A 26806-nucleotide genomic window follows, 5' to 3' on the forward strand; every position below is an offset into this window, starting at 1 on the left:
CTTCGCTAGGGGTGGTGATCCGTGGCGTGTACTGCTGCTGCCACCATGAGCTGGCCCAGCGACAGCCCGCCGTCGTTCGGCGGGACGCGGGTGTGACGCAGGACGGTGAACCCCTGCTCGCGCAGGATGCGGGCGCAGGCCGTGGAGAGCAGGGTGTTGGCGAAGACCCCGCCGGTCAGGGCGACGGTGTCCAGGGCGTGCCGCTCGCGGGCCAGAGCGCAGAGCGCGCCCACGAGGCCGGCCACCGAGGCGTGGAAGCGGGCGGCGATCCTGGCCGGATCCGTGCCCGCGCGTACGTCGGCCACCACGGCGGCCAGCACGGGCGCCGGATCGGCGGTCACGGGCCCCTCGGCGCCGTCCGGCGGCAGCCGCAGGGCGAAGGCGTACCCGGGTCCGGCTCCGGCTCCGGCTCCGGGTCCACCGGCGGCGAGCGCCGCGGACTCCAGCTCGATCGCGGCCTGCGCCTCGTACCCGGAGCGGTGGCAGACGCCCGCGAGGGAGGACACGGCGTCGAAGAGCCGGCCCATGCTGGAGGTCGGGGCGCAGTTCAGGTTCCGCTCCAACTGGCCGCGCAGTACCCGTAGTTCGTCGGGCGGACAGGCGGCGACACAGGGCAGGTCCGCGGTCCATTCGATGCCCGCGGCCCGCAGCTGGGACAGGGCCATGCGGTACGGGCGGTGCACGGCCGCGTCGCCGCCCGGCAGCGGGACGTAGGCGAGGTGGGCGAAGCGCGTGTACCCGGCGTAGTCCGCCAGGAGGAACTCGCCGCCCCACACGGCGCCGTCGTCTCCGTAGCCGGTGCCGTCGAAGGCGACGCCGATCACCTTGTGGCCGCCGTCCAGGCCGTGTTCGGCCATCGCGGAGGCGATGTGGGCGTGGTGGTGCTGTACGCGGACCAGCGGTCGCCCGGCGGCGACGCGCCGGGCCCGTTGGCCGGACCGGTAGCCGGGGTGGAGATCGGCGGCGAGCAGGGCGGGGGTGACGCCGGTGACGGACTCCAGCTGCCGCTCGGCGCGTTCGTAGGCGTACTGGGTGGCGAGGTCGTCCATGTCGCCGATGTGTGCGGACAGCCAGGCCCGGCGTCCTTCGCCGAGGCAGAACGTGTTCTTCAGGTCTCCCCCGGCGGCGAGGATCGGGGGGACCGGCAGCGGGAGGGTGACGGGCAGCGGGGCGTAGCCGCGGGAGCGTCGTACGGTCAGCGGCTCGCCGTCGCAGACGCGCACCACCGAGTCGTCGCAGGGCACGTGGATCGGGCGGTCGTGGGTGAGCCAGGCGTCGGCCAGGCCGGCGAGCCGGTCCAGGGCCTCGGCGTCGTCGGTGACGATGGGCTCTCCGGAGAGGTTTCCGCTGGTCATGACGAGCAGCCGGGGACCGGGCGGGTCGCCGGGCAGGCCGAGCAGCAGGTGGTGCACGGGCGTGTACGGGAGCATCGCGCCGAGGTCGGGAGAGCGCGGGGCCACCCCCTCCGCGACTCCCCCGCCGACGCCGGCAACGGGCGCGGCGGCGCGGCGGCGCAGCAGCACGATCGGCCGGACCGCCCCGGTGAGCAGGGCGTGCTCCTCGGGGCCGATGTGGACGAGGTGCTCGAGGTCGGCGGGGTCGCGGGCCATCAGGGCGAACGGTTTGTCCCCGCGGGCCTTGCGGCGGCGCAGTTCGGCCACGGCTCCGGGGTGGGCGGCGTCGCAGGCGAGGTGGTAGCCGCCGATCCCCTTGACGGCGAGGATCGCCCCGGCGGCGAGCAGCCGACGGGCCTCGGCGACCGGGTCCACGCCGGTGACCTCGTGGGGAGGGTGTCCGGCGAGGAGTCGCAGCCGGGGTCCGCAGGCGGGGCAGGCGACGGGCTGTGCGTGGAAGCGGCGGTCGGCGGGGTCGGCGTACTCGCGGGCGCAGTCGGGGCACATCGAGAAGCCGGCCATGGTGGTGTGGGCGCGGTCGTACGGCAGCCCGGTGACGATGGTGAAGCGCGGTCCGCAGTGCGTGCAGGTGATGAAGGGGTGGCGGTGGCGGCGGTCGGCCGGGTCCGCCAGCTCGGCGAGACAGTCCGCGCAGGTGGCCACGTCCGGTGGGACCAGCGTGCGGGCGGGGCCGCCGGCCCGGGAGGCGACGATGGTGAACCCGGCGCCGCCCGCGACGGGCACCACGCAGTGGTCGACCGCGTCCACCACCGCCAGCGGGGGCGCGTCCGCCGCGAGCCGGTCGCAGAACTCGGTGACGGCGGCCGGTGCGCCCTCGACCTCCGCGACCACGCCCTCGGGGGTGTTGGTGACGTGCCCGGCGAGGCCGAGGCCGGTGGCACGGGTGTACACGTAGGGCCGGAAGCCAACGCCCTGCACCACGCCCCGGACGATGATCCGTCGGCGCTCGACGGCCTCCATCAGTGCGTCTGCACCACGGCGTGCGGCGTCCCGTGGTCGTGCGCGTGAGCGTGGGGCTGCCGCGCCATGACCGGCGTGTGCGCCCCGGCGCCCGCGCCGACCGCCAGCGCCCGGTCGAGCAGCAGGCCCGCGCCCTCTCCCGCGCGGGCGGACGTCAGTGCCACCTCCACGCCGGGGTTGACCCGCTGGACGTTCGCGCGGAACGCGGCCTCGTCGAACTCGACGGCCTCCGCGATGTCCGTCTTGGTCACCACGACCAGCTGAGCCAGTCCGAAGGCGGTCGGGTACTTCAGCGGCTTGTCCTCGCCCTCGGTGACCGAGGCGAGAACCACCCGCAGGGTTTCCCCGAGGTCGTAGGAGGCCGGGCAGACCAGGTTGCCCACGTTCTCCACGAAGAGGAGCCGGGTGTCCTCGGGCAGCCATCCGTCCAGGTGCCGGCTCAGCATCCCGGCCTCCAGGTGGCAGAGCCCGTCGGTGAGCACCTGCTTGACGGGGACTCCGGAACGGGCCAGCCGCCGCGCGTCGTTCTCGGTGGCGAGGTCGGCGGTCAGGGCGGCCACCGGCACGCCCCGCTCCCGGGCGAGGAGCAGTTCGCGCTCCAGCAGTGCCGTCTTCCCGCTGCCCGGGCTGGAGAGCAGGTTGACGACCACGGTTCCCCGTGCGGTGAGTTCGGCGCGCAGGGTGTGCGCCGCCTCGTCGTTCTTGGCGAGTACCGCCTGCCGTAGATCGACCACTCGGCACATGGTTCAGGCCTCCTCGGAGATCGGTTCGCGGGTACGGGCGGCGGCGCAGGGGGCGGGTCCGTCCTCCCAGTCCACGCTGAGGATCCGGAGCTCGCGGCCCGCGATCAGCTCGACGTCGGTGGCCCGCGAGCAGCCGGGGCAGCACAGGTCGGGGGGCATGCCGGTCGGCCATGCGTGGTCGCAGGCACCGCACCGGGCGCGGGCCGCCACCGTCTCGGTGACGAGGCCGGCGCCTTCCAGTACGGTTCCGGCGCAGGCCAGTTCGAAACAGAAGGCCAGGGCGTCGGGGACCACTCCCGCCAGCTCTCCGACCTGCAGCCGGACGGCCGTCACGGCGCTCGCGCCGGCGGCTTCGGCCGCTTCCTCCACCTGGCCGACGACGGCCATGGCGATTGACATCTCGTGCATCGGACTCCGTCCTGCCGGGGCTCATTACACCGGCAGGACGGAGGCGGGGCGGGCGGGCACGCCGACGCGCGGCACGCCCCGTACGCCATTCGGGCGCCGGGGCGGGCGCTGTCCTACATCTTGGTCATCCGCAGGTAGCGCCTGATGTCAGGGAGGACCTGCTTCAGTACGACGACCAGTGCGACGGTGGCGGCCCCGCAGATGACGGCCTTCTTCATGGGGTTCTCCTCAGTGCTCGGGGAGGCGTGGCGGTCTCGTCCCGGAGCAGGTCCAGCACCATGCGGACGGCCCCCGGCACGGCCGCGGCCACGAGTGGGCTCAGGCCGATGCCCTCCTCGACGGAGGCCGGTTCGCAGCCGACGACCAGCGTCCGCCGGGGTGGGGTGGTTCCGGTGCCGGCGCACAGGGTCTCCAGGAGGGCGAGGACCGCGTCGGGGGACATGTGGTGGCCGTCGAGTACGGCGCCGCCCTGCGGGGCCGCGCCGGGGCCGTCGGCCTCGATGAGGTACAGCGTGCCGGGGGCGCCGCCGCGTGCGGTGGCGTCGACCAGGACGAGGGTGTCGTAACCGTCGAGGAGCTGGTAGGCGAGGTGGACTCCGCGCACGCCGAAGTCGAGGACCTCGACGCCGTCCGGGAGCGGGTGTGCGGACAGGGCGCGCACGGCCTCGACGCCGAAGCCGTCGTCGCCGAGGAAGACGTTGCCGATGCCGGCGACCAGTGTTCCGCCGCTCACGCGTCCTCCAGGGGGGTGACCTCGTCGGGCTGGAAGTAGAGGAAGCGGCCCTGCTCCCGTCGGATGTCGGCGCCCGGGTCGTCCTCGACGGTCACCGCGAGGTGGACTCCCCCGTCGACGTCGTGCAGGACCGCCTCGACCCGGGCGGCCATGCCCTGGAGGAACAGGTCCTGGGCGTCGGTGCGGCGCAGGCCCGGCCGGAGCAGGACCCGGCTGCCCACGCCCACCGGGGCGCCGTCGATCAGGATCCGGTCGCGCGCCGGGTCGGCGGTGTCCTCCCGGGCCGGGTCCCACCAAGGGGTGTCGGACCTGAACACCGCTTCCTCATCGGCGAGTTCGGCAGGTTCCGGAGGTGCTCCGCCGGGGTCGGTGATCTCGCGCAGGGCGCGCACCGCCCCGTGCAGCCGCTCCAGTACCTCGGGCGGCATGGAGTCGGCGAGGTCGATCACGGCGGCGGCGCGGGCGTCCGTACCGCGCGCCTCGCGCTTCTCCTGGTCGGTCAGGGCGGCGGTGCGCAGGGCGAGGATCTCGTCGATCTCGGTGGCGTCGTACATCGCGCCGGCGCTTTCGGGGGCGATGGCCGGGTGGTCCTCCAGGATGATCGGGGAGGACAGGACCACGTCGGCGCGGCCTGGTTCGCCGGCGAGTACGGGCCAGGTGTGGCGGTTGACGCAGGAGGCGACGGCTCCCTTGGCCCACTCGGGCGGGTCGGTCATGGAGAGGAAGGAGCCGGCGTCGAGGCCCAGCAGGAGGTGGGCGGCGACCAGCGACCGGGGCAGGGCCGCGTCGCGGTCGGCGGCCCGGTCCGGCGGGGTCCACGGGCTGGTGTTCTCCACCACCGCGGTGAGCTTGAACACCCGGTAGGCGCCTTCGAGTTCGGTCGCGCGCAGGCGTACGACGCCCTCGATCTCCTCGGTACGCCGCACCAGGCGGCCGACACGCCTGCCGTCGGCGTCGAGGACGGGCTCGGTGTCCTCGCGGGCGGGGCGGCGGAAGGGAAGGGCGACGCCCTCCCCCGCCAGTTCGGCCACGTCGACGGACAGCTCGACCCGCTCCTCGGCCCCCTCGTCCCAGGGGACGAGGACCCGGTCCGTCAGGTGCAGTTCGGCCACGCCCGCGAAGGTGCCGTCCGCCAGGGCCTGTTGGACCGTGCGGCGCTGTGCGTGCAGGAAGCGCAGCTCGACGTCGAGGCGCGCCGTGCCCTTGGGTTCCATCAGGATCTCGGTCTGCTGGTGCGCGTGCTCTTCGTGCGCCGGGCCCCACGCGGGCGGGACCAGTACGCCGAACTGCCAGCGCAGCCGGTTCTTGGCCGCCGAAGCCCGGTACGGGTAGAGCACGTAGCCCTCGAAGAGGACGGCGTCGGCCACCTGCCGGGCGGTGGCGAAGCGGGAGTCCGTCGCGGCCGTGGTGGTCATGGCGCCGTCCTCTCGGTGGCACGGGGCAGTACGGAGCCGAAGCGGACGGGTGCGGGTGGCGGCTGCGCGGCGGCGGCCGCGTCGAGGAGGGTGCGTACGGTGGCCTCCCAGGAGGCGAGGGAGTGCCGCGAGCGGAAGGCGAGCAGCTCCGCCATGGTGTCGCGGGGCAGCCGCAGCCAGCCGCAGCCCGGGAAGTGCTGCTCGATCATCTCCCGCCACACGGGTACGGGCATGCGGTACGAGGCTTCGCGGTCCCAGGGCACGGGCTCGACGCGGAAACCGCCTGCGCCGGTGAAGGCGGTGCCGGAGAACAGCATCAGCAACGGCGCCTCGCCCTCCTCCAGGGCGTGGAAGTACCGGGTCGCCGCGATGTCCATGTCGTAGGTACAGGGGACGACCAGGTCGATCTCGGTCTCGCCGGTGAAGCTGGGCACCATGAGCGCGACCTGGGCGAACTGCACGGGCTGGAGGGTGGTTCCCCAGCGGCTGCGCTCACCGAACAGGTCGGCCAGGCCGTCGGCCTCGGCGGGGCCGTAGCCGCGCCGGGCCGGTTCGATGCGGATCTGGCAGCGCAGGGCGAGGGCGTGCACCCGGGCGTCGCCGGCGGCGGTGATCCGCAGCCGGAAGACGAGGGTGGGGCCGGCGGCGTAGGCGTCGGCGCGCACTCCGGTGCAGGTGAAGCCGAAGTCGGTCATCGCGGCCGCGCCTCCGCCGCGTCGGCCGGGACCTTGGCCCGGCGTTCCACCTGGTCGAAGAAGGCGTCGAGGGCGGCGCGGGCCTCGGCGCCGCCGTCGAAGCCCTGCCACAGCAGCCTCATCCGGCCCACCAGTTCGTAGCAGATGTCGATGGGCACGAGGTGGCAGGTGGTTCTGCCCTCCGTCCGGCGCAGCAGCAGCGCCTCCACGTCGGGTTCGAGCAGGGCGGCCAGCCGGTGGCCGCCGAGTACGGTCTGCCAGGTCTGCGGGTCGAGTTCGCTCTCGGTGGCTCCGGCCGGGCTCGGGTAGAGCGCGACCAGGCGGTCGAGGGCGGCGTTGCGGAAGAAGAAGGCGACGCCGACCGGGATCTGGAGCAGTTCCCAGGCTCCCTCGTCGAGCGGGTGGCCGGGGTCGGTGAGGTAGCGGTCGGGTACGGCGCGGTACCGCCCGGTGGTGGTGCCCGGCCGGTCGAACAGCAGGGCGCAGGCGGTGCAGGCGCAGACCAGGGCCCGCTTCTCGGGCTCGACGAGGTGGCGGTGGCGGTCTTCGGGCACCACCACCCCGCACAGTTCGCAGGTTTCGGGGCGGGGCGGGCGCGGGCCCGCGAACCGCCGCAGGCCGCGCGGGGCGCCCGTACGCTCCGGGTGTCGGTTCACGGCACCTGCGCCGGGGTGTGCGGGCGGGTGGAGATCTGGAGCAGGGCGGGCTGCGGGGCCGCGGCCGGCTCGCTGTCCACCCGGGTCACCTCGGGGGCGAAGGCGGCCAGGGCGTCCTCGACGGCCTGCCCCGCTGACTCGCCGCCGGCGTGGCAGCCGCAGCCGCTGCCGGCGGCCTCTGGGCGCAGGCGCAGCACTCCGGTGGTCTCGTCGAAGCCGAGCACCTCCACGGGGTCGCCCGCGGCGTCGAGGGCACGGGCGATGCGGGTGTGCACGTCCTCGGGGTTCAGGTCGTGCAGGGCCAGCAGGCTCGCGACGAGTTCGTCGTCGAGCAGCGGGCGCAGCGGCGCCTCGCCGAGCCGCCCGACGATCCGGGCGAGGCCCGCCCCGTAGAAGTCCATGAGGACGCGCACCAGTTCCTCGGCGGCCGCGCACGCCTCGCGGTCGCCGGTGGCGGCGAGCCGGTCGAGCACCTCCTCGACGCGGCGGCCCGTCTGCCGGGCGTCGACGGCCGGGCTCATCCGCCCAGTCCGCTCAGGCCGGTGGGCACGTGCATGGTCTTCACCGTCTTGCCGCCGCCCACGTACATGTGGACTCCGCAGGGCAGACAGGGGTCGAAGCTGCGTACGGCGCGCATGATGTCGATCCCCTTGAAGTTCTCCGGGGTGTTCTCCTCGAAGATCGGCGTGTTCTGGACGGCGTCCTCGTAGGGGCCGGGCGTGCCGAAGGTGTCGCGGGTGCTGGCGTTCCACGGGGTCGGCGGGTAGGGGTGGTAGTTGGCGATCTTTCCGTCGCGGATCACCATGTGGTGCGAGAGCACGCCCCGTACGGCCTCGGTGAAGCCGACGCCGATGGACTCGTCCGGCACCTCGAACTTCTCCCAGGTCTGGGTGCGTCCGGCGCGGACCTCGGCCAGGCCCTTCTCGGCGCAGTGCAGGGCGATGGCGGCGGCGTAGGCCTGGAAGTACGTGCGGGCGCGGTTGCGCTCCAGCGCGTTGCTCCACTTCGGGATCTTCCACTCGAAGCGCGTCTCGGGCTTGGTCATCGTGCGCGGCAGGTTGATGACCACGCTGTGTCCGGTGGCCTGGACGTAGCCGACGTCGACGAGTCCGGACAGGGCGGTGGACCAGAGGCGGGCGATGGGGCCGCCGCCGGTGTCGAGCGCGAGGTGGTCCTTGCCGTCGAACCAGCGGGGCGACATCACCCAGCTGTACTTGTCGTCGAAGTTCCGCTTCTGCGGGGCGGGGATGGTGTGCTGGTTCCACGGGTGGCGGGGGTCCACCGGGTTGCCGAGCGGGTCGTGGGTGACGAACTGCTCCTGGCCTGCCCAGTCGTCGTAGTACGAGCTGCCGAGCAGGATGCGGATGCCGAGGTTGATCTCGGTGAGGTCGTTGGTGACCAGTTTGCCGTCGACGACGACGCCCGGGGTGACGAACATCTTGCGACCCCAGTCGCTCATGTTGGCGTACGTGAAGTCGCAGTACTCGGGGTCGTTGAGCGCGCCCCAGCAGCCGAGCAGCACGCGGCGCCGGCCGACCTCCTCGTAGCCGGGCAGGGCCTCGTAGAAGAAGTCGAAGAGGTCGTCGTGGAGCGGGACGACGCGCTTCATGAACTCCACGTACCGCATGAGGCGGCTCATGTAGTCGGTGAAGAGCTGCACGGAGGCGATGGTGCCGACGCCGCCCGGGTAGAGGGTGGAGGGGTGCACGTGGCGGCCCTCCATCAGGCAGAACATCTCGCGGGTGTAGCGGCTGACCTGGAGAGCCTCGCGGTAGAACTCGCCCTCGATGGGATTGAGGGAGCGCATGATGTCGGCGATGGTCTTGAAGCCGTGGTCACCGGCGTGCGGGGCCTCGGTGCGCTCCGCGAGCTCGAGGACCCCGGGGTTGGTCTCGCGGACCATCTTCTCGCAGTAGTCGACCCCGACCAGGTTCTCCTGGAAGATGTTGTGGTCGAACATGTACTCCGCCGACTCGCCCAGGTTGATGATCCACTCGGCGAGGTGGGGCGGCTTCACCCCGTAGGCCATGTTCTGCGTGTAGACGGAGCAGGTGGCGTGGTTGTCACCGCAGATCCCGCAGATGCGGCTGGTGATGAAGTGCGCGTCGCGTGGGTCCTTGCCGCGCATGAAGACGCTGTATCCGCGGAAGACCGACGAGGTGCTGTAGCACTCCGCGACCCGCTTCTGCTTGAAGTCGATCTTCGTGTGGATGCCGAGGCTGCCCACGATCCGGGTGATCGGATCCCAGGCCATCTCCACCAGGCCGCTGCCGTCGCCGGACGCCTTCGTCTTCGGTGCCATCGTGTCTGCCGTGACCCTTCTTGCTGCTCTGCTGCGAGGAGTTCGTGAGCGGGGTGAGGACGTCGGGGCTCACCAGGGCGGGCGGTAGCCCGTGGTCAGCTTCTGGCCGGTGCGGCGCCACTTCGGCTCCTGGTCCACGGTGTGCGCCGTGATCGAGCGAAGCCTGCGGACCACCGCCCCGTACGCGCCGCTGGCCTTGCTGGACAGCTTGGCGCCGGGGGGTTCGTCCATGAACGGCATGAACTTGTCGGGGAAGCCGGGCATCGTGCAGGCGATGCAGATGCCGCCGACGTTGGGGCAGCCGCCGATGCCGTTCATCCAGCCGCGCTTGGGGACGTTGCACTTGACGACGGGACCCCAGCAGCCCAGCTTGACCAGGCACTGGGGCGAGTCGTAGGTCGTGGCGAACTGGCCCTGCTCGTAGTAGCCGGCGCGGTCACAGCCCTCGTGGACGGTGGCGCCGAACAGCCAGGTGGGGCGCAGCTTGTCGTCGAGCGGGATCATCGGTGCCGAGCCCGCCGCCTGGTAGAGCAGGTAGGTCAGCGTCTCCGAGAAGTTGTCCGGCTGGATCGGGCAGCCCGGTACGCACACGATCGGGATGCCGGCCTTCGACGTCCAGTTCCAGCCCAGGTAGTCGGGCAGGCCCATGGCTCCGGTGGGGTTGCCCTCCATGGCGTGGATGCCGCCGTAGGTGGCGCAGGTGCCGATGGCGACGACGGCGAGGGCCTTGGGGGCCAGCCGGTCGATCCACTCGCTGGTGGTGATGGGCTGGCCGGTCTCGGGGTCGTCGCCGAAGCCGCACCAGTAGCCCTCGGGCTTGATCTTCTCGTTGGGGATGGAGCCCTCGACGACGAGCACGAACGGGTCGATCTCGCCCCGCTCCCCCTTGAAGAACCACTCGATGAACGTGTCCGCGCCACCGACCGGACCGCATTCGAAGTCGATCAGCGGCCAGTGCACCGCGATCTTGGGCAGCCCGGGGAGTACGCCCGTCACGATCTCCTCGATGCTGGGCTGCATGGCGGCGGTCAGGGACACGGAGTCGCCGTCGCAGCTCAGCCCGGCGTTGATCCAGAGGATGTGGATCGGGGGGTCTTCCACCGGGGCCGGCGTCGCTGGATCCATGGGGATGCCTCCTCGGGGAGGTGCTCGGGTCGGAGTGCGGACGAGGCGGCGTTCGCGGCCTCACCCTCTCTTGCTAACAGCCGGGCGCCCGGCGTGCTGCGTCATGTGCGGCCAGTCCAGTGACCGGGCGCTGCCGGGAGGGCAGCGGAGCCGTGTGCCGGCCGGCCGCCGGGCGCGCGAGGTGGGGTGGCGTGGCCGCCGCGGGCTCCTTGCGTACGAAGGCGCGGCGCAGGGCGTGGTACGGGGCGTCCGGGTCGGAGAAGGTCTGCCTCATCAGGGCCAGCTCGGCCTCCCGGTAGGCGGCCAGGGGCTTCTCGGCCTCGTCGCGGTCGCGCCGGGCCTTCTTGGCGGCGATCCGGGAAGCGGTTGCGGGCAGCGCGGCGAGCCGCGCCGCGAGCCGCGCCGTCTCGCCGGCGAAGGCCTGGGGTGCGCAGGGCACCGTACGGTCGGTCAGCCCCAGCCGGAGCGCGGCCTCCGCGCTCAGCGGCAGGGCCTCGGTGGTGAGGCGCTCGGCGACGCCGGTGCCGACGCGGCGCGGCAGGGTGTAGGTCCAGAACTCGGAGCCGTGCAGTCCCATCAGGCGGTAGTGCGGGTTGAGCACCACGCCCGAGCGGCACCAGACCTCGTCGGCGGCGAGGGCGAGCATGGCCCCGCCTGCGGCGGCGTTGCCGCCGAGGGCGGCGACGACCAGGCGGTCGGTGGTGGTGAGCACGGCCTCGACGAGGTCGTCCATGGCGTTGATGTTGGCCCAGGACTCCTCGGCCGGGTCGGCGGCCGCCTCGATGACTCCCAGGTGGATGCCGTTGGAGAAGAAGTCTCGGCCGCCGCCGAGGACCAGGACGGTGGTGGGGCGGGCGCAGGCGATCCGGTAGGCGTCTCGCAGGCGCCGGCAGTGGGCGGTGCTCATCGCGCCGCCGGGGAAGGAGAAGGTCAGGAAGCCGGTCTGCCCCTCCTCGCGGTAGCCGATGTCGGACCAGGTGCGGCGGCGCGCGTCCGTGTGCAGCGGGGCGGGATGTTCCCGCAGCGCGGGCAGCCGGTCGGCGAGGGCCACGGTGGCGGGCAGTTTCGGGGCGGCGGGCCCGCCGGGGGTGCGGCGGGCGCGGAGTTCGGGGATCCAGACGGCGCCGTCGGCGGTGGCCCGGCAGATGGCGCCCGCCCGGGTGGCGAGCAGTTCCCCGGGGTGGCCGCGCAGGCGGTCCTCGGCGTGGCCTCCGTGCAGGAACCACTCGGCGCCGAGCAGTTCGTCCCGTACGCCGGGCTGTGAGTCGGCGGCGCGCAGGACGCGCAGGACGCGTGCGGTGGAGTCCGCCTGCCAGTCGATCCGGCGGTGCTCCTGGCGCATCGCGGGGCGCGGGTGTCCGGCGCTCTGCCGCTGCGGGGTGTACGTGCCCGAGGCGAAGCGGCCGACGGCGAGGTGTACGGCCTCGAGGGCTGCGTCGGCGACCTCGCCGCGGTAGAGGTCGCTCTTGCCCACCGGTGGTACGGGGCACGTGACGTGGGCCCAGACGGGTCCGGCGTCCATCTCGGCCTCGGCCTGCAGGACGGTGACGCCCCATCGGGTGGCCTGCTCGTGGAGGGCCCAGTCGAGCGAGGAGGGGCCGCGGTCGCCGACCGGTCCCGGGTGGACGATCAGGCAGGTGTACGCGGCCCAGACCTCCTCGGGGAGGGCCGTCCGCAGCATCGGCGCGAGGACGAGGTCGGGCTGGTGCCGGCGGACGGCGGGCGCCAGGGGGACGTCGGGCAGGGCGAGTTCGACCGCCACGCTGTGGCCGTGGTCGCGCAGTTTGGCGTGGATCCGCTGGGTGAGGCTGTTGAACGCGCTCGCGACGAGCAGGACGTGCACGTGATCTCCCAGCGGCGGCTCGGAGCCGCGACGCCGGAACGCCTCGGCTGATCATGGCCGGCGACAGCTCGAACAGCATGACCGGCCGCCTGAGATCGTCTGGTACCCCGGTGGGACGCGCCCGGCGCCGAGCGGTGGTGTCACCCGAAAGCGCCGCCATCGGGGGCCACTCGGCCCTGGTGGGCGTCCTGCGCGGGCAGGAGCCGGTCCAGGTGGTGGCGCAGGACGGCGGCGGACGCCTGGGTGACGATGTGGAAGGTCCGGCTGGCCTCGTCGGTGGGCAGCGACTCCGTCAGTAGCGCCTCGGTCATCGCCCGCGGGCCGGGATCGGGGCCCGCAGCCGCGCCATGACCCGGGCGCCGAGGCCCTCGGCCAGGTGCTGGAGCGGGACTCGGTCGACGCCGCGTAGGTCACCGGGCGGCCCGGGCCGTACAACTGCGGGCGACCTCGGCGGCGAAGGCCCGGGCCGGCGGGGCGAGGGCGGCCCAGCGACGGACCGCCCAGCCGACGGCGAGCGGCGGCAGGGCCGGGATCGGGACCAGGCGCAGCGGGCCGTCGGTGCCGGGGACCCGCCAGCCGGGCAGCGCGGGTACGACGGCGTGGCCCAGGCCCAGTTCGGCGAGGAGCAGGGCGGTGTCCCAGTCCGCCACGCTGGTGTCGGAGCGGACCCGGATGCCGGCTTCGGCGAACGCGGCGTCGAGGCGGGCGCGGGAGGCGGAGTTCTCCGGCAGCCGGACATGGCGGATTCCCGAGAGGTCGGCGAGCTCGATCCGGGGGCGGGCGGCGAGGGGATCGTCGGCGCCGACCGCGAGCACCCAGGGGAGTTCCATCACGGGGCGCTGCTCGATGCCGCGGACCGGGGCGCCGATGGTGATCCAGGCCAGGTCGAGGTCGTCGGCGGCGAGGGCGTCGAAGCAGCTGCGGCTGGAGTTCTCGGTCTGGAACTCCAGGCTCACCCCGGGGTGCCGGCGGCGGAAGGTGACGACGGCCTCGGACATGAAGTGCCGGACGGTGGTCGCGCCGGTGGTGACGCGCACCGAGCCACCGCCTCCCCGTACGAGGTCGTCCAGGCGGCGCAGGGCGCCGTCGAGGCCGGCGATGCCGTCGGCGGCGGCCGCTTGCAGGATGCGGCCGGCCTCGGTGGGCACCACCCCGCGGGCGTGGCGCTCCAGCAGGGTCGCGCCGGTCTGCTTCTCCAGGCGGCGTACGTGCTGGCTGACGGCGGACTGGGTGCGGCCGAGGTCGCGGGCCACGGCACTGAGGCTGCCGGCGCGGCAGACGGCCACGAACACGCGGAGGTCGTCGAGGGTCATGGGATCCAAGCTATCGCTTGGATGTGGGGAGCAAATCGGTGGATTGACTTGGGTGTCGGGCGGGATCAAGATCGATGCAGGGCCCGGGCGGCAACCCGTCCCGCGTCTTCGCCACGGGGTCCGGACCCCAGGCGCGGACGGGGGACGGGTGCCGACCCACCACATCGTGAAAGGACGCGCCCGTGTCGGATCGAGCCGTCACATGGCTGCGGGAACTCGGCGCCGAACACATCGCGCATCCCGGCGGAACCCTCCTCGCCCACCTGGGGCGCGTCCGGGAGCTGCTCGCCTCCTGGGGAGCGCGACCCGCGCTCCAACAGGCCGGTCTGTGCCACGCGTTCTACGGGACGGACGGTTTTGCGACCGCCCTGCTGCCGCTCTCGCGGCGGGCCGAGCTGGCCGCGGTGATCGGCGCGGAGGCCGAGGGGATCGTGTACTTCTACGCCGCCTGCGACCGGGCGGCGTCCTATCCGACGCTCGGCGACGGGGAGGCGGCCTTCCGCGACCGGTTCACCGGTCGCGTCCACTCCCCCGCCCTGGAGCTGCGCCGGGACTTCGCCGAGCTGTCGGCGGCCAATGAGCTCGACCTCGCACGGATCGACCCGGCCTTCCGGGAGGGGTGGGGCGCCGAACTGCTGGCGCTCTTCGGCCGGTTCCGCGGTCTGCTGAGCGAGCCGGCCTGGCGGGAGTGCCAGGCCGGGCTCGTCGGGTGAACGGGTCAGGGGGTGAAGGTCCAGCGCTGGGCCGGGGTGTTGTCGCAGGCGGCGCGGGTGAGGAGGGTGCCGTTGGCGGTGCCGGATCCGGCCGGGGTGAGGCATTGGCCGGCGGTGCGCAGGGTGCTCTGGGGGCCCGCCTGCCAGGTCTGGCCGGCGCTTCCGTCGCAGGTCCGGATCGTCACGCGTGCGGCGTCGGCGCCGTCCAGGCAGACGCCGGCGAGACCGGTGAGGCGGCCGTCGCTCTGGAGGGTCCAGCGTTGGTTCGGGCCGCCGTGGCAGGTGTAGAGGGTGGGTTCGGTGCCGGGGGTGGTGGCGCTGTGCGGCAGGTCCACGCAGCTCGCGGAGGCCGCGTTGACGAGGGTGGCGTCGGCCGGGAGCGGGGCCGGGCGTCCGGTGAGGGTGATCTCGGCGGCGCTGGTCCACGGGCCGCGCCCACCGGCCTCGGTCAGGGCTTTCAGCCTCAGGTAGCGGCCGCTCTTCACGGACAGGGCGGCGCTCTTGGCGGCCGCCGTGTCGGCGAAGGTGCCGCTCGCCACGGGTGAGCCCCAGTCTGCGGTGGTGTCGGAGACGTAGACCTCGTAGTCGCCGATGCGGCCGTTGACCCCGCCGTCCTGCCGGGGCAGGTAGCCGAGGCCGTCCACCGCGTAGCGGGCGCCGAGGTCGAGCTGGATCTCGTGCGGGAGCGCGGCCGGCTTCCCGGAGGACCAGGCGGTGTGCCACAGCGTGGCCGGGTTGCCGTCGAAGGCGTTGGCCGCGGCGCCGTTCTCGGCGGCGGTCTCCTGGCTGTCGGCCGAGACCAGGGACCAGCCCGACTGCGCGATGGGGCTGGAGGAGGGCAGGGCGCCGGCCGCCGGGATGGTGGTGCCGGTGGCCGAGACGCTGAACGCGCCCGGCTTCGCACCCGTCTTGACCCACAGGACGCCGGAGCGGTCCGACGGGTCGAAGAACCAGCCCGAGGCGGCCGCGTCGTAGGCGGCCTTGGACGTCAGGCCGGCCAGGGCGGCCCCGTCCGCGGTGAGGGCGGTGGGTGCGGAGGCCACGTGGAGGGTGAACTCGTAACCCCGGGAGGCCGGTTTGCCGGTGTAGCTGCCGGTGGGGGCTCCGACCGAGACGGTGACCGTGCCGGTGCCCGACGCCGGGGCGGTGACGTCGACCTGCTGGCGGGCGAAGGCGCCGGACTGGTGGGCGCGGGTGCGGCCGTCGTCCTCGTAGAGGCTGAAGGAGGAACTGCCGCGCGGGTGGATGTCGTAGGTGAGGGTGGAGACGGGCTTCTCCCCCGTGTAGTTCATCTGCGGCCACATCGGCACGATGGCGCCGCCCTTGACGAAGAGCGGCAGGGTGTCGAGCGGGGCCTGGTAGCCGTTGAGCCAGCCCGGTCCCGCGTAGGTGCGGCCCGTCCAGTAGTCCGTCCAGGTGCCGGCGGGGAGGTAGATCCCGTCCCGTACGGAGGTGTCGGAGACGACGGGCGCGACGAGGAGGGAGTCTCCGGCCATGAACTGGCCGCTGGTGAGGTTCCCGCGGGCCACCGGGTCGTCGGGGTATTCGAGGACCATCGCGCGGGTGCTGGGCACGCCGGTCTCGTTCGCGGTCTTGCTCATCGTGTAGAGGTACGGCATCAGCCGCATCTTGAGCTGGAGGTACTTGCGGTTGATGGAGAGGTACGGCTCGGCGAAGCGCCAGGGCTGCTTGTCCTGGTAACCGGCCGAGGGACCGGTCGCGCCCCAGCCGGACATGGTCATGAAGGCGGGGGTGAAGGCCTTCCACTGGAGGTCGCGGGTGTAGGTCTTGGGGCTGCCGCCGAAGATGCCGTCGACGTCGCCGGAGGCGTAGTTCAGGGCCGAGAGGCCCGCGCCGGTGATGGCGGGGACGTGCCAGCGCATGTCGTCCCAGGTGCCGTTGGTGTCGCCGGTCCAGACGACGGCGTTGCGCTGGGTGCCGGCCCAGCCGTCGACGGTCCAGACGTAGCGCCGGGCGTCGGAGTTCTTCTCGATCCCGTCGACGGCCTGCTGCACCCCGTTGAAGGCGTACTTGTAGCCGCTGCCGATCCAGGCCACGTCCGTCTTCACGCCGCGGCTGCCGGCCGTTCCCACCTCGTCGCCGATGGAGCCGAGTCCGGTGGAGGTCCACAGGCCGGTCTGGAATCCCTTGGCCTTCAGCGCGTCCACCGTCGACTTGAGGGGCGCGGTGTAGCCGCAGCCGTAGCCGTCGTTGGGCAGGAACCAGCCCGAGGGCATGTCGGCGGCGCGGGCGTCGGCCGCGTACCCGACGACGTCCGGGGTGGTCTGGTGGCGGAGCCGGTTGTGGTCACCCTGGTAGTCGGGATTGGAGGCGTTGAAGCAGTCGGCGTTGCCCAGCTCGAAGCCCCACATCGGCGCCATGAACGGCTTGCCGCTGACGTCGGTGTACGCGTCGAGCACGGACTTGAGGGAGTCGCCGGTGAAGTACCAGGCGTCGAACCGGCTCTCGTTGTGGGTGAGGGAGGTGGGCGCGTTGAAGGCGTAGGAGCCCGGGGCCCAGGTGTTGCGCATGGCGCCGTAGCCGTTGGTCGACATGTAGAAGGGGGCGGGGCTGGCGTTGTTGTTCTCGCGCCACTTGTTGTCGACCGCGACGGGGACGGTCTTGCCGCGCAGCGCCCATTCGCCCAGGCGCAGGCCGGTGCCGTAGAACTGCTCGTCCGCGCCCCGGGCCAGGTACTGGGTGGTCTGGCTGCCGGTCCAGCTGGTGGGCTGGGTCTCCTGCCAGACGAGGGTGGTGTTGTCGGCCCGGTAGACGGAGAACCGGAGGGGGGACTTGTTGACCCGGATGGACAGGGCTCCGGTGCTGATCCGGTAGTACGCGCCCGCGTCGGTCGAGCTCGTCGTGACGGGACCGAAGTCGGTGGTGGGCGCGAGGTCGGTGCCGGCCGGGTCGTTGGTGAAGGCCCCGTCGGGCGAGAGCCAGAGCCGGAAGATGTCGGCCCGGGCGACGACCACACGGGCCTTGGCGCCGCTGGAGGCCGTGACGGTGAAGGTGTTCCCGGCCTGGCTGAAGCCGGTGACGTTGCCGGCCGTGGCCGTGGCTCCGGCGGGGGCAGCGGCGGCGGGCGAGGCGACCGGTCCGGCGGCGGCCAGGCCCGCGACGGCGAGAGCGGCGGCGAGCAGGGCGGCCCGGGTGCGCCGCAGCCGGGGTGGGGTGGCGGTCCTGCTCATGGCCCTGGCCCGGGTCCTGGTCCTGGTCCTGCGGATGCCTGGCAGTCTCATGGGGCAGCTCCTCGTGCGGTCCGGATCACGGACACACCGCTTTGGCATGCACCTGGCAAGATAGCGCCCGAGCGAGCCCCACTGAAGGATGATGCTCGAAATCTCTCTCTATCACGCAACTTTGAGCATGAAGGTGTCTCTCAGAGGGTGACCGCCAGCACCGGCGGGGCCGGGGAGGACCACCGGTGGCCGCAGGGCTCGAAGACCAGCACCACCGGGTGTCCCGGCCGCTGGCGCCAGGAGATGCGTTCCGCCGCGCCGTCGCATACCGGACAGCAGGGCAGCGGGCCGGGCTCCGGAGGGCACTCGGGCGCGGCCGCGAGCGGGGTGGAGTGCGGATCGCGCATGGAGGCTCCCTGGTCGTGCGGTTGGGCTGATCGCACTGTGCCATGGCGGAGCCCTGGTCCGCACGGGCGAATCGTCCAGGGTTTTGGCTGGTCAGAGGTGTGGTCCGCAGGAGGATTCCGGTCCTCTTGGGGGCACTTGGTGATCAACCGCACGCACCACCGGCCGCCACCAGGCCCGATGCCGCTCCGGCGCTCCGGGGTCCACGCCGCGTGGACCCCGGAGCGCGCACGGTCAGGCCAGCTTGTCGACCTCGGGGTGCTCGGCGAGCCAGGCGCGGACCGCCTGCTGCTCCTTGCCCTTGCCGGTCTCCTGGATCTTCGCCTCCAGGCCGGTCAGCTGCTGCTCGGTGAGCTTGAAGGAGCTCAGCCACCGCGCCACGTCGGGCTCGTCGGCGGCGAAGCCCTTGCGGGCCAGGGTGTGGATGCCGTCGCCCTTGCCCCAGACCCCCTTCGGGTCCTCGAGCTTGGTCAGCTCGTACGAGGAGTACGCCCAGTGCGGGGACCACAGCACGGCCACGACGGGCTCCTTCTTGTCGTAGGCGCGCTTGAGCTCGGCGAGCATGCCGGGGGTGGAGCCGTCGACGACCTCGTACTCGCCCTCCAGGCCGTACTCCTTGAGGACCTTGTCCTTCAGGATCGACATGACGCCCGCACTCGGCTCGATGCCGATGATGCGGCCCTTGAACTGCGCGGACTTGCCCTTGAGGTCGGCGAGCGAGCGCACGTCCTTCACGTACGAGGGCACGGACAGCTCCAGCGAGGTGGGGCCGTACCAGGAGCCGAGGTCCTCCAGCTTGTTGCCGTACTTCTCCATGTACTGGGCGTGGGTGACGGGCAGCCAGGCGTCGGTCTGGAAGTCCAGCTGGCCGCCGGACAGGCCGGTGTAGAGCGCGCCGGCCTCCAGCTGGCGGGCGTCGACCTTGAAGCCGCGCCGCTCCAGGAGCTCCTTCCACAGGAAGGTGGAGGCGATGCCCTCGTCCCAGGGGATGTAGCCGACGGAGACCGTGCGGCCCTTGCCTATGTTCGCGGCGCCGGCCGGTCCTTCCTCGGCGGCCGAGCCGCCGAAGGTGCTGAGGCCCCCGGCGACCAGGGCCAGGACGACGGCCCCGGCGATGGCGTAGGCGGGCTGGGGGCGGTGGTTCCACACCTTGGCGGCGCCGGTGGCTGCGGACCGCGCCTTGGCGAGGGCGCGCCGGCCGAGCGGGGAGACCTGGCGGCCGAGCGCTCCCGTCATCCGGTCGAGGTACATGGCCAGGATGACGATCGAGATGCCTGCCTCGAACCCGAGGCCGATGTCGACGTTGCCGATGGCCCGGTAGACGGCGCCGCCGAGGCCGCCGCCGCCCACCATGCCCGCGATGACGACCATGGACAGGCCGAGCATGATGACCTGGTTGACCCCGGCCATGATGGTCGGCAGGGCCAGCGGCAGCTGGACGCGGACGAGGGTGTCGCGCGGCGTGGTGCCGAAGGCGTCGGCGGCCTCGACCAGTTCCGGGTCGACCTGGCGGATGCCGAGCTCGGTCATCCGTACGCCCGGCGGCAGCGAGAAGATGATGGTCGCGATGATGCCGGGCACCACGCCCACGCCGAAGAAGATGATGCCGGGGATCAGGTAGACCATGGCCGGCATGGTCTGCATGAAGTCCAGGACGGGCCGCAGGACGGCGCTGACCCGGTCCGAGCGCGACGCCCAGATGCCGAGGGGGACGGCGAAGACCAGCGTGACGAGGGTGGCCACCAGGACCAGGGACAGCGTGGACATGGCCTCGGACCACAGGCCGACGGAGTCGACGAGTGCGAAGCCCGCGAAGGCCAGCAGGCCCGCGAGGAGCCCGCGCAGCCACCAGGCGCCGACGGCCAGGATGCCCGCGAACAGCAGCGGTGCGGGGGCGGACAGGACGGCGTCGATGCCGTCGTAGAGGCCGGTGACGAGCGCGCTGATGGCGTCGAACAGCCAGGACAGATGGCGCTGGAGGAAGTCGACACCGCTGTCGACCCAGGCGCCGAGGTGCAGGCGGGGCATCAGGCTGCCACCTCCACGCAGGCCATCGGGGGCCGCGGTTCGTCGCCGATGAAGGCGACGAGGCGGTCCCGCGCGACGGAGCCGATGACCGCGCCGTCCGCGTCGGTCACGGCGACCGGGTGCGGGACCCGGGCGCTGACGGCGCACAGGTCGGCGAGCGGGGTGTCGGCGTGGACGGTGGGGCAGGCGCAGGCGTTCGCGTCGGAGAGGGCCTCGTCCATGACGGCGTCGGCCGTGAGCACGCGCGACCGGTCGACGTCCTGGATGAAGGAGGCGACGTAGTCGTCGGCGGGCCGGATGAGGATGTCCTCGGCGGTGCCCTGCTGGACGATGCGTCCGTCGCGCATGACCGCGATGGCGTCGCCCAGGCGCATGGCCTCGTTGAGGTCGTGGGTGATGAAGACGATGGTCTTCTTCAGCCGCTGCTGCAGTTCGAGGAGCTGGTCCTGCATGTCGCGGCGGATCAGCGGGTCGAGGGCGCTGAAGGACTCGTCCATCAGCAGCAGGTCGGCGTCGGTGGCCAGGGCGCGGGCCAGGCCCACGCGCTGCTGCATGCCGCCGGAGAGTTCGTCGGGCCAGGACTTCTCCCAGCCGCCGAGCCCGCACAGTGCCAGGGCCTCGGTGGCCCGGCGTTCGCGCTCGGCCCGGGGGACGCCCTGGACCTCCAGTCCGTATGCGGCGTTCTCCAGGACATCGCGGTGCGGGAACAGCGCGAAGTGCTGGAAGACCATGCTGATCTTGGTGGAGCGGACCCGGCGCAGCTCGCGCGCGCCGAGCGCGGTGAGGTCCTCACCGTCGAAGAGGATGCGTCCCGCGGTGGGCTCCAGCAGTCCGTTGAGCATGCGCAGCAGCGTGGACTTGCCGGATCCCGACAGACCCATGACGACGAAGATCTGGCCGGGCTCGACGCGGAAGGAGGCGTCGATGACCGCGGCCGTCGTTCCGTCGGCGCGCAGCTCGTCACGGCCGGCGCCGTCCCGGAGCGCGCGGACCGCGTGGTCGGGTCGTCTTCCGAACACCTTGTAGACGTGTTCGGCCTGGAGTGTGGACACATACACCTCGCGGGTCGTACCGGGTACGGCGCGCGCCGGTCCGGCCGGCGGGCCGTGGAGCGGGACGGGATCTGCCCGCGTGCGCCACGGCTCCGGCGGCCTGCGCCGGAGTGCGTGGTTCCACTCCAGCCCCGCTGCTTCCCGGAATTCACCTGAGCAAACGCAAAGGTGATCTACCTCACGGCGGCCCGGTGCGGGGCCTCCGGTTGGTCCTCGAGCATGGAGTCGCGCAGGTGTCCGAGGATCCGGTTCAGCAGCCGCGAGACCTGCATCTGCGAGATGCCGAGCGCGGCGCCGATCTGGGCCTGCGTCAGCTCCTGGCCGAAGCGCATCTGCAGCATCCGGCGCTCGCGCTCGCTGAGCCGTTCCAGCAGCGGCGCCAGGGTCTGGATGTCCTCGACCAGTTCCATGGCCGGCTCGTCCTCGCCGATGACCTCGGCGAGCGTGTGACCCTCGGCCTGACCGCCGCCGTACTCGGACGGGGCCATCTGCGGGGCGTCCAGGGAACCGCTGGTGTGGCCGTTGGCGGCGAAGAGCCCCTCGATGACCTCCTCCTCCGAGAGGCAGAGGCGGTCGGCGAGATCCGCGACGGTGGGCGAGCGGTCGAGCTCGCTCGTGAGCGACTCCTTCGCCTTCGCGATGTCGATGCGCAGCTCCTGGAGCCGGCGCGGGACGCGGACGGCCCAGGAGGTGTCGCGGAAGTGCCGCTTGATCTCACCTGTGATGTACGGCATGGCGAGCGTGGAGAACTCGTTCTCGCGGGCGGGGTCGAACCGGTCGATGGCCTTGATCAGGCCGATGGTGCCGACCTGGACGATGTCCTCGATGTCACCGCCCTCGCCGCGACTGCGGAAACGGCGCACGGCGTACTGGACGAGTGAGGCGTTCATCTCAATCAGGGTGTTGCGGACGTACTGGTACTCCGGAGTGCCCTCGGACAGCGCGCGCAGCCGCCGGAAGAAGGCCTTCGACAGCTCCCTCGCGTCAGCCGGGGCCATCTCCCGGGGCTCGTCGATCCGCGGCACGCCGGCACTGCGAGCAGCAGCGTCGGCGTTCCGGCGCGGGCTCGGGACGGCGGCGGCGCCGTCGCGGACGGCGTCGGTATGGGAGGACAGGGCAGGGACCGGCATGGGGTTCGCTCCTTGGGCTGGTCGGCTTGCGGCGCGGGACCTTGACTGCCGTAGATGGTGGACCTCTTCTCGTCGCCCGTCAAGAATTGCCGGAAATCCATTTCACGTCTTGCGTCACGTGAATCGCGCATCGCATCATGACGTGCATGGGGAGCATGTCTCAGCGACAAAACTGGACATTTCTGACTAATCACGCCCGAGTTCTGGTGACCATCGCCCGGGACCCGGCCGTGCGGCTCAGAGATGTCGCCGCCGTGTGCGGACTGACCGAACGCACCGTGCAGACGATCGTCACCGACCTGGAGACGGACGGCTATCTGCGGCGCGCCCGCGACGGGCGGCGCAACCGGTACGAGATCTCCCCCGGCGCGGTCTTCCGCCACCCGGCCGAGGCGGGCGTCCAGGTGGCCGGTCTGCTCGCCCTGCTGACCGGCGCCGCGGCCGACCCGGACGCCCCGCCCCCGACCCCGGACATGACCGGCGCGGAGGCCACCGAACTCCTCGGCATCACCCCGGCCCTCGATCCTTCCACCTGACGCCCCGGCTACGTGACCCGGAAGCCGGTGACCGGGTGGTCACGGCGGTCCGGGCTGTTCGGGCGGTCCCGGTGGAAGGTCAGCCTGTCCCAGGTGGGGAAGGCCAGGTCCGTGACGGCCAGCAGCCGGCCCGAGGTGTCGTGCAGGGTACGGCGCGCCGTCAGGCCGCAGGTCTGGACGGCGGCCGGGGGATGAGTGGTACGCGTCATGGTGAGGGTCTCGGCGACCCGGCCGTCCGCCTCGGCCCGGTCGAGCCAGCGGTGCAAGGGGGCCAGGTCCTCGTCGCGGGCCGCCGCCGGCCGGTCGCGGTAGCGGGCCAGCTCGGGGCTCCCCGTGACGGCGTCCCGGCTGAGGTAGGTGACGGCGTGCCGCAGGGTCTCGCCCGCCGGGCCGCGTTCGCGGTGGTGGTGGACCAGGGTGCGCTCGCCGCCGCTCATGCCGAGCAGCGCGGCGAGCGAGGGCGGGACGGTGACCAGCGTGAGCCAGCTCTGCGCACGGACGGGCTCGGGTGCGAGTACGAGTACCGGCGCGGGCACAAACCCTGGCGCCGGTGCGGTCCCGGCGGCCGCGGCCGCGGCGCGCGTGCCGCGGCGGCCGGTGACCACGAGGCCGTCCTCGCGCAGGTGCTGGAGCGCGGCCCTGATGGTCTGCCGGTTCACCTGGTAGCGGGCGGCCAGGCTGCGCTCCGAGGGCAGTCTGCCGCCGGGGGTGTGCGCGGCGCGGTCGAGTTCGTCCCGCAACGCTGCGGCGATCCGCTGGTACTTGGGCATGACGGCCGGGCCGCCGCCCCGTGAAGGGGAGGGCATGGCTTCTCCTCTGACGGGTGGTCAAGAAGTGCGCGGTCTGCCCGACCAACCTAGCATTGGTCTATACCTCTGGGTGAGAGGGCTTCGCGGAACGCGCACCGCCTTGGCCGATTCCCTACCCCCGCAGCGGGTTCGGGAGCGGCAGGTAGCGGGCGTCCGCGCCGTCCGCGCGGGTCCAGCGCAGCAGCAGGTTGGTCTTGGCCGGCAGGGCGGGGGCGGTGAGCAGCTCCTCGATCTCGGGGAGCCCGCGCGCGGCGTCGTAGCGCTGGAACTCCTCCCGTACGGCCGGCCACACGAGCGCGGAGATGTCCGGATGCCGCTCGCTCAGCGCCCCGGCGATCTCCGCCAGGTTGTTGACGACCAGGCAGTAGACCAGCCGCTGCCAGGCCGCCCCGCGCTCGAGGTCGGTCAGGAGCTTGACCCCCTCCGCGTCGCGGAACAGCGCCTGGACCGGCATGCCCGCGCCGTCTACGGCGACCAGGGTGTTCTGGAGGTGCGCCTCCAGCACGATGCCGTGGCGGGCGAACAACTCCAGTACCGGGGGCACCACGTGGCGCAGGTACGCCCGCCACCAGGCGGCCGGGTCGGTGGTGAGCGCGAGGGGGCTTCCTGCGTAGCCCTCGGCGAGGGCGGCGGCCAGCAGCGGAGTGGCCCCGGGTGCGGCGTGTGCGTGCCCGTCGTGGGCACCGAAGCCGTCGCGGACCAGGACGGCTAGCTCCTCGAAGGCGAATCCCGCGGTGCGGTAGCCGCGGTCGGCGAGCCATGCCGCGCCCGAACCGGCCCGGCGCAGCGCGGCGAAGCCGGCTTCGACCGCCGCGTCGGTGCGGCGCAGCTTCAGCAGGTCGTGGCGCCACAGCCGGCGCACGTCGTTGGTGATCCGGACGTCGAGGCTGAACTTCACGAAGAGGTCGGCCGCGGGCCCCGGCCCCGGTACGTACAGGGTCCTGATCGAGGCGGTGGGCCAGGCCGGCAGGCGGCTCTCGCCGAGCCGCAGCAGCCGCCCGTCGGCGAAGGCCTCGCGCACCGGCGGCCGGGAGCCGACCAGGTCCAGCTGCCAGGGGTGCGCGGGCAACAGCCGGTATCCGGCGGGCGGTCGCGGCCCGCCGAGGGCCTCGGCGAGGGAGTCGATCGCCGCGGCGGCGGCCGGCCCGCCCTCCTCGACGGTCTGGTCCTCGCGCAGCCCCAGGAAGGCCAGCGGGAAGCGGGCGTGGGCCTCCGGCGCGTACGGCAGCCAGCTCCCGGCCGGGGCCCCGCCCCGGGCCTTGGGTGCGGGGTGGTGCGGGTGGCCCATGACCAGGGACTGTTCGGAGAGGAGGTACGGGTCGGCCGGGGGCTCGGCTGCGGAGCGGGCGGCCAGCAGCGCGGCGATGGCGTCCCGGCTGTCGTTGATCTCGACCGGGAGTTCGTCGTTCGGGACGCCGGTGTAGCGGCCCAGTTCGTCGGAGGTGAGCTTGACCAGCTCGGTGTGGCTGAGCGGATGCCAGCCGTCCGCCGTGCGCAGCTCGGGGTGCTCGGGCCTGCGGACGCCCCGTACCCGCAGCAGCCGGCCGCTGCCGCGGAGCCGGTGCTCCCCCACGGGCCCGGCCGCCTCGGCGGCTTCCCTGAGCAGGCAGTTCAGGAGGGGGGTCGCGGCGTACACGTCGGCGGCGGCGTTGAAGTCCACTGGTTCCATTCGGTCCATCCGGTGCGCCGGAGGTTCGCGGGACGCGCCCACCGGCCGTGATCATCAGTATCCGCGATGATGACGCGATCATCCTGAAAAGCGATATCCCGATGTGCGGAGCGCCCAGCATGTACTTTCCCCCTTCACCCGCCGAAGAGGCCGTCGCCGCAGAGCTGGCCTCGGTGCGCCCCGCGCTGGAGACGGCGTACGCCGGCGCGCTCGACGGGGCACGGGCGGCCGTTCTGACCCGGCTGTGGCGGGCCCTGGCCTTCGAACCACTGCCGTGGGTGGTGGGCCGGGAGCGGGGTTCCGACGGGCTGACGCTGCGGCTGGCAGGGGGCGGCCGCCTGGACGGCCCGCCGCCGGACGCCCACGCCACCGGTGCGTACGTGGAGGAGCTGCTGCTCGACGGCAAGCCCCACCGGCAGGCCGCGCGGCTGATGGCGGCCCTGGGCGTGCCGCACGGGGAGGAGTTCGCCGCCGAGCTGGACGGCAGCACCGCCTCCCTCGCGCTCTCCCGGGCCGGACAGCCGGCCTCGGGCACGGACTTCGCCCCACGGACCACCCGGGAATGGGAGCAGCGGGTGGTCGACGGGCATCCGTACCACCCGAACTGCCGCTCCCGGCCCGGCTTCTCGGTGGCCGAGCAGCTGGCGTACGCGCCCGAACACCGGCCGGTGGTGGAGCTCGGGCTGGTCGCCGTACGAGCGGAGGAATGCCTGGTCACGGGCGGCTGGCCGGCGGAGCTGCGGGACGGGCGGCGAATCCTGGTCCCCGTGCACCCGTGGCAGGCGGAGCACGTACTGGCGCACGAGCGCCCGCGGTCCGGATTCGCGGCGCATCCGCTGATGGCGCTGCGCACGCTGGCCCCGGTGGCGGGCGGGGCGCACGTCAAGACGGCGCTCAGCACCCGGCTGACCTCCTCCGTACGGGACATCTCCGGCTACTCGATCGAGACGGCGGCGGCCGTGTCCGCCTTCGCGCAGGCGCTGTCGGAGCGGCTCGACGGCCGGCTGCACGTCACCCGCACCCTGGGCGCGGCCACCGCGCACAGCCCGGACCTGGCGGCCGTGCTGCGCGAGCCGCCGGAGGTGTACGCGGACGCCGCCGCCGGTGAGCGGGTGCTCCCGGTGGCCGCGCTGGCCTGGTTCCCGCCCGCGCGCTCGGCGGCCTGGCGGGCCCGGTTCGCCCGTCTCGCGCTCTCGGTGTGCCTGCGCGCGCTGGAACTCGGCGTGGCCCTGGAAGCCCACGGTCAGAACCTGCTGGTCGTCCTGTCCGCCACCGGCGTCCCGCTGCGGCTGGTCTACCGCGATCTCGCCGACATCCGGATCAGCCCGGCCCGGCTGGTGCGGCACGGGCTGCCGGTACCGCCCCTGTCCGGGCGGCTGATCACCGACGACGAGACCGTGCTGCGGCGGAAGCTGTTCGGATCCCTGCTGACGGGTGCGCTGGGCGCCACGGCGGGCTCGGCCGGGGCCTTGGCGGAGGCCCTGGCCTCCGCTGCGGCGGCCGGACTGCCGGCCACCGCCGACACCGAGGCGCTGCTGACCCGTGGGCTGCCCACCAAGGCGCTCACCCTGATGCGGCTGAGCCCCGGCGTTCCGGGCGACCAGTGGGCGGAGCTGCCCAATCCGCTGGCCGAGCGGTGAGTCGCGGCGCGAACGTTGCATGATCATGCATGAT

At 73.0% G+C, this 26806-nt stretch carries 24 protein-coding genes; 3 read left to right on the forward strand and 21 right to left on the reverse strand.

The features are described from left to right. Window positions 1-5: 5 nt before the first annotated feature. From hypF to OHA89_RS04250, 14 genes are all read right to left on the reverse strand, one after another. Window positions 6-2375 carry a carbamoyltransferase HypF gene (hypF, locus tag OHA89_RS04185; protein ID WP_406365287.1) on the reverse strand — a complete coding sequence of 790 codons (2370 nt, stop codon included), beginning with the start codon at window positions 2373-2375 and terminating at the stop codon, window positions 6-8. Then, window positions 2375-3118 (reverse strand): hydrogenase nickel incorporation protein HypB, encoded by a 744-nt coding sequence (gene hypB, locus OHA89_RS04190; protein WP_215144249.1) that lies wholly within the window; start codon window positions 3116-3118, stop codon window positions 2375-2377. Before hypB ends, hypF begins: the two co-directional genes overlap by 1 nt. 3 nt (window positions 3119-3121) lie before the next feature. After that, window positions 3122-3526, reverse strand: coding sequence for a hydrogenase maturation nickel metallochaperone HypA (locus OHA89_RS04195; protein ID WP_215144247.1), 405 nt, complete (start codon window positions 3524-3526; stop codon window positions 3122-3124). 113 nt (window positions 3527-3639) lie between these two features. Beyond that, complete coding sequence (locus OHA89_RS04200) at window positions 3640-3744, reverse strand: DUF6893 family small protein (protein WP_374199267.1); 105 nt, start codon at window positions 3742-3744, stop codon at window positions 3640-3642. Continuing rightward, a complete protein-coding gene (locus OHA89_RS04205; RefSeq protein WP_406365290.1) occupies window positions 3741-4259 on the reverse strand; it encodes a hydrogenase maturation protease in 519 nt (172 codons plus the stop codon). Before OHA89_RS04205 ends, OHA89_RS04200 begins: the two co-directional genes overlap by 4 nt. After that, window positions 4256-5674, reverse strand: coding sequence for a hypothetical protein (locus tag OHA89_RS04210; RefSeq protein ID WP_406365292.1), 1419 nt, complete (start codon window positions 5672-5674; stop codon window positions 4256-4258). The genes OHA89_RS04205 and OHA89_RS04210 overlap by 4 nt, the downstream gene beginning before the upstream one ends. Continuing rightward, on the reverse strand, window positions 5671-6369 hold the full coding sequence (locus OHA89_RS04215; protein ID WP_215144241.1) for a DUF6084 family protein: 699 nt from the start codon (window positions 6367-6369) through the stop codon (window positions 5671-5673). Before OHA89_RS04215 ends, OHA89_RS04210 begins: the two co-directional genes overlap by 4 nt. After that, window positions 6366-7025 carry a DUF5947 family protein gene (locus OHA89_RS04220; RefSeq protein ID WP_266612941.1) on the reverse strand — a complete coding sequence of 220 codons (660 nt, stop codon included), beginning with the start codon at window positions 7023-7025 and terminating at the stop codon, window positions 6366-6368. Before OHA89_RS04220 ends, OHA89_RS04215 begins: the two co-directional genes overlap by 4 nt. Continuing rightward, on the reverse strand, window positions 7022-7546 hold the full coding sequence (locus OHA89_RS04225; protein ID WP_215144239.1) for a hypothetical protein: 525 nt from the start codon (window positions 7544-7546) through the stop codon (window positions 7022-7024). Before OHA89_RS04225 ends, OHA89_RS04220 begins: the two co-directional genes overlap by 4 nt. Then, complete coding sequence (locus OHA89_RS04230; RefSeq protein ID WP_266612942.1) at window positions 7543-9327, reverse strand: nickel-dependent hydrogenase large subunit; 1785 nt, start codon at window positions 9325-9327, stop codon at window positions 7543-7545. Before OHA89_RS04230 ends, OHA89_RS04225 begins: the two co-directional genes overlap by 4 nt. A gap of 69 nt (window positions 9328-9396) precedes the next feature. Continuing rightward, window positions 9397-10452 carry a hydrogenase expression protein HypE gene (locus OHA89_RS04235; RefSeq protein ID WP_215144235.1) on the reverse strand — a complete coding sequence of 352 codons (1056 nt, stop codon included), beginning with the start codon at window positions 10450-10452 and terminating at the stop codon, window positions 9397-9399. Window positions 10453-10525: 73 nt separating this feature from the next. Next, window positions 10526-12295 carry an enoyl-CoA hydratase-related protein gene (locus tag OHA89_RS04240; protein ID WP_406365296.1) on the reverse strand — a complete coding sequence of 590 codons (1770 nt, stop codon included), beginning with the start codon at window positions 12293-12295 and terminating at the stop codon, window positions 10526-10528. Window positions 12296-12435: 140 nt separating this feature from the next. After that, window positions 12436-12606, reverse strand: coding sequence for a hypothetical protein (locus OHA89_RS04245; RefSeq protein ID WP_266612944.1), 171 nt, complete (start codon window positions 12604-12606; stop codon window positions 12436-12438). A 99-nt stretch (window positions 12607-12705) separates the two neighbouring features. Beyond that, a complete protein-coding gene (locus OHA89_RS04250; protein WP_266612945.1) occupies window positions 12706-13608 on the reverse strand; it encodes a LysR family transcriptional regulator in 903 nt (300 codons plus the stop codon). Between the two features lie 182 nt (window positions 13609-13790). Between OHA89_RS04250 and OHA89_RS04255 the strand changes: the two genes are divergently transcribed. Further along, the gene (locus OHA89_RS04255; RefSeq protein WP_266612946.1) at window positions 13791-14321 is read left to right on the forward strand and encodes a DUF6817 domain-containing protein; all 531 of its coding nucleotides are present in this window, start codon (window positions 13791-13793) and stop codon (window positions 14319-14321) included. Between the two features lie 5 nt (window positions 14322-14326). Here the strand turns inward: OHA89_RS04255 and OHA89_RS04260 are convergent, their stop codons facing one another. The 5 genes from OHA89_RS04260 to OHA89_RS04280 all read right to left on the reverse strand — a co-directional run bounded on the left by OHA89_RS04260 (window position 14327) and on the right by OHA89_RS04280 (window position 22118). Next, window positions 14327-17563, reverse strand: coding sequence for a TIM-barrel domain-containing protein (locus OHA89_RS04260; RefSeq protein WP_406365299.1), 3237 nt, complete (start codon window positions 17561-17563; stop codon window positions 14327-14329). Between the two features lie 140 nt (window positions 17564-17703). Further along, entirely contained in the window at window positions 17704-17910 is a 207-nt protein-coding gene (locus tag OHA89_RS04265) for a hypothetical protein (protein WP_215144223.1), read from the reverse strand. Window positions 17911-18142: 232 nt separating this feature from the next. Further along, window positions 18143-19936 carry an ABC transporter permease/substrate binding protein gene (locus tag OHA89_RS04270; protein ID WP_406365302.1) on the reverse strand — a complete coding sequence of 598 codons (1794 nt, stop codon included), beginning with the start codon at window positions 19934-19936 and terminating at the stop codon, window positions 18143-18145. After that, the gene (locus OHA89_RS04275; protein WP_406368384.1) at window positions 19936-20988 is read right to left on the reverse strand and encodes a glycine betaine/L-proline ABC transporter ATP-binding protein; all 1053 of its coding nucleotides are present in this window, start codon (window positions 20986-20988) and stop codon (window positions 19936-19938) included. The genes OHA89_RS04270 and OHA89_RS04275 overlap by 1 nt, the downstream gene beginning before the upstream one ends. 173 nt (window positions 20989-21161) lie before the next feature. Beyond that, entirely contained in the window at window positions 21162-22118 is a 957-nt protein-coding gene (locus OHA89_RS04280; protein WP_266612949.1) for a SigB/SigF/SigG family RNA polymerase sigma factor, read from the reverse strand. A gap of 206 nt (window positions 22119-22324) precedes the next feature. Between OHA89_RS04280 and OHA89_RS04285 the strand changes: the two genes are divergently transcribed. After that, complete coding sequence (locus OHA89_RS04285; protein ID WP_406365304.1) at window positions 22325-22654, forward strand: AsnC family transcriptional regulator; 330 nt, start codon at window positions 22325-22327, stop codon at window positions 22652-22654. Window positions 22655-22662: 8 nt separating this feature from the next. On the opposite strand, the gene OHA89_RS04290 is transcribed toward OHA89_RS04285, so the two are convergent. Together OHA89_RS04290 and OHA89_RS04295 are read right to left on the reverse strand one after the other, a co-directional pair. Continuing rightward, the gene (locus OHA89_RS04290) at window positions 22663-23460 is read right to left on the reverse strand and encodes a winged helix-turn-helix domain-containing protein (RefSeq protein ID WP_266612950.1); all 798 of its coding nucleotides are present in this window, start codon (window positions 23458-23460) and stop codon (window positions 22663-22665) included. Between the two features lie 115 nt (window positions 23461-23575). Beyond that, window positions 23576-25141 carry an IucA/IucC family protein gene (locus tag OHA89_RS04295; protein ID WP_406365307.1) on the reverse strand — a complete coding sequence of 522 codons (1566 nt, stop codon included), beginning with the start codon at window positions 25139-25141 and terminating at the stop codon, window positions 23576-23578. Between the two features lie 110 nt (window positions 25142-25251). On the opposite strand from OHA89_RS04295, the gene OHA89_RS04300 reads away from it, so the two are divergent. Next, window positions 25252-26772: an IucA/IucC family protein gene (locus OHA89_RS04300; protein ID WP_406365309.1), complete on the forward strand. Its 1521-nt coding sequence runs from the start codon at window positions 25252-25254 to the stop codon at window positions 26770-26772. Window positions 26773-26806: the final 34 nt, after the last annotated feature.

The sequence above is a fragment of the Streptomyces sp. NBC_01546 genome (assembly GCF_045208355.1).
GTDB lineage: Bacteria > Actinomycetota > Actinomycetes > Streptomycetales > Streptomycetaceae > Streptomyces.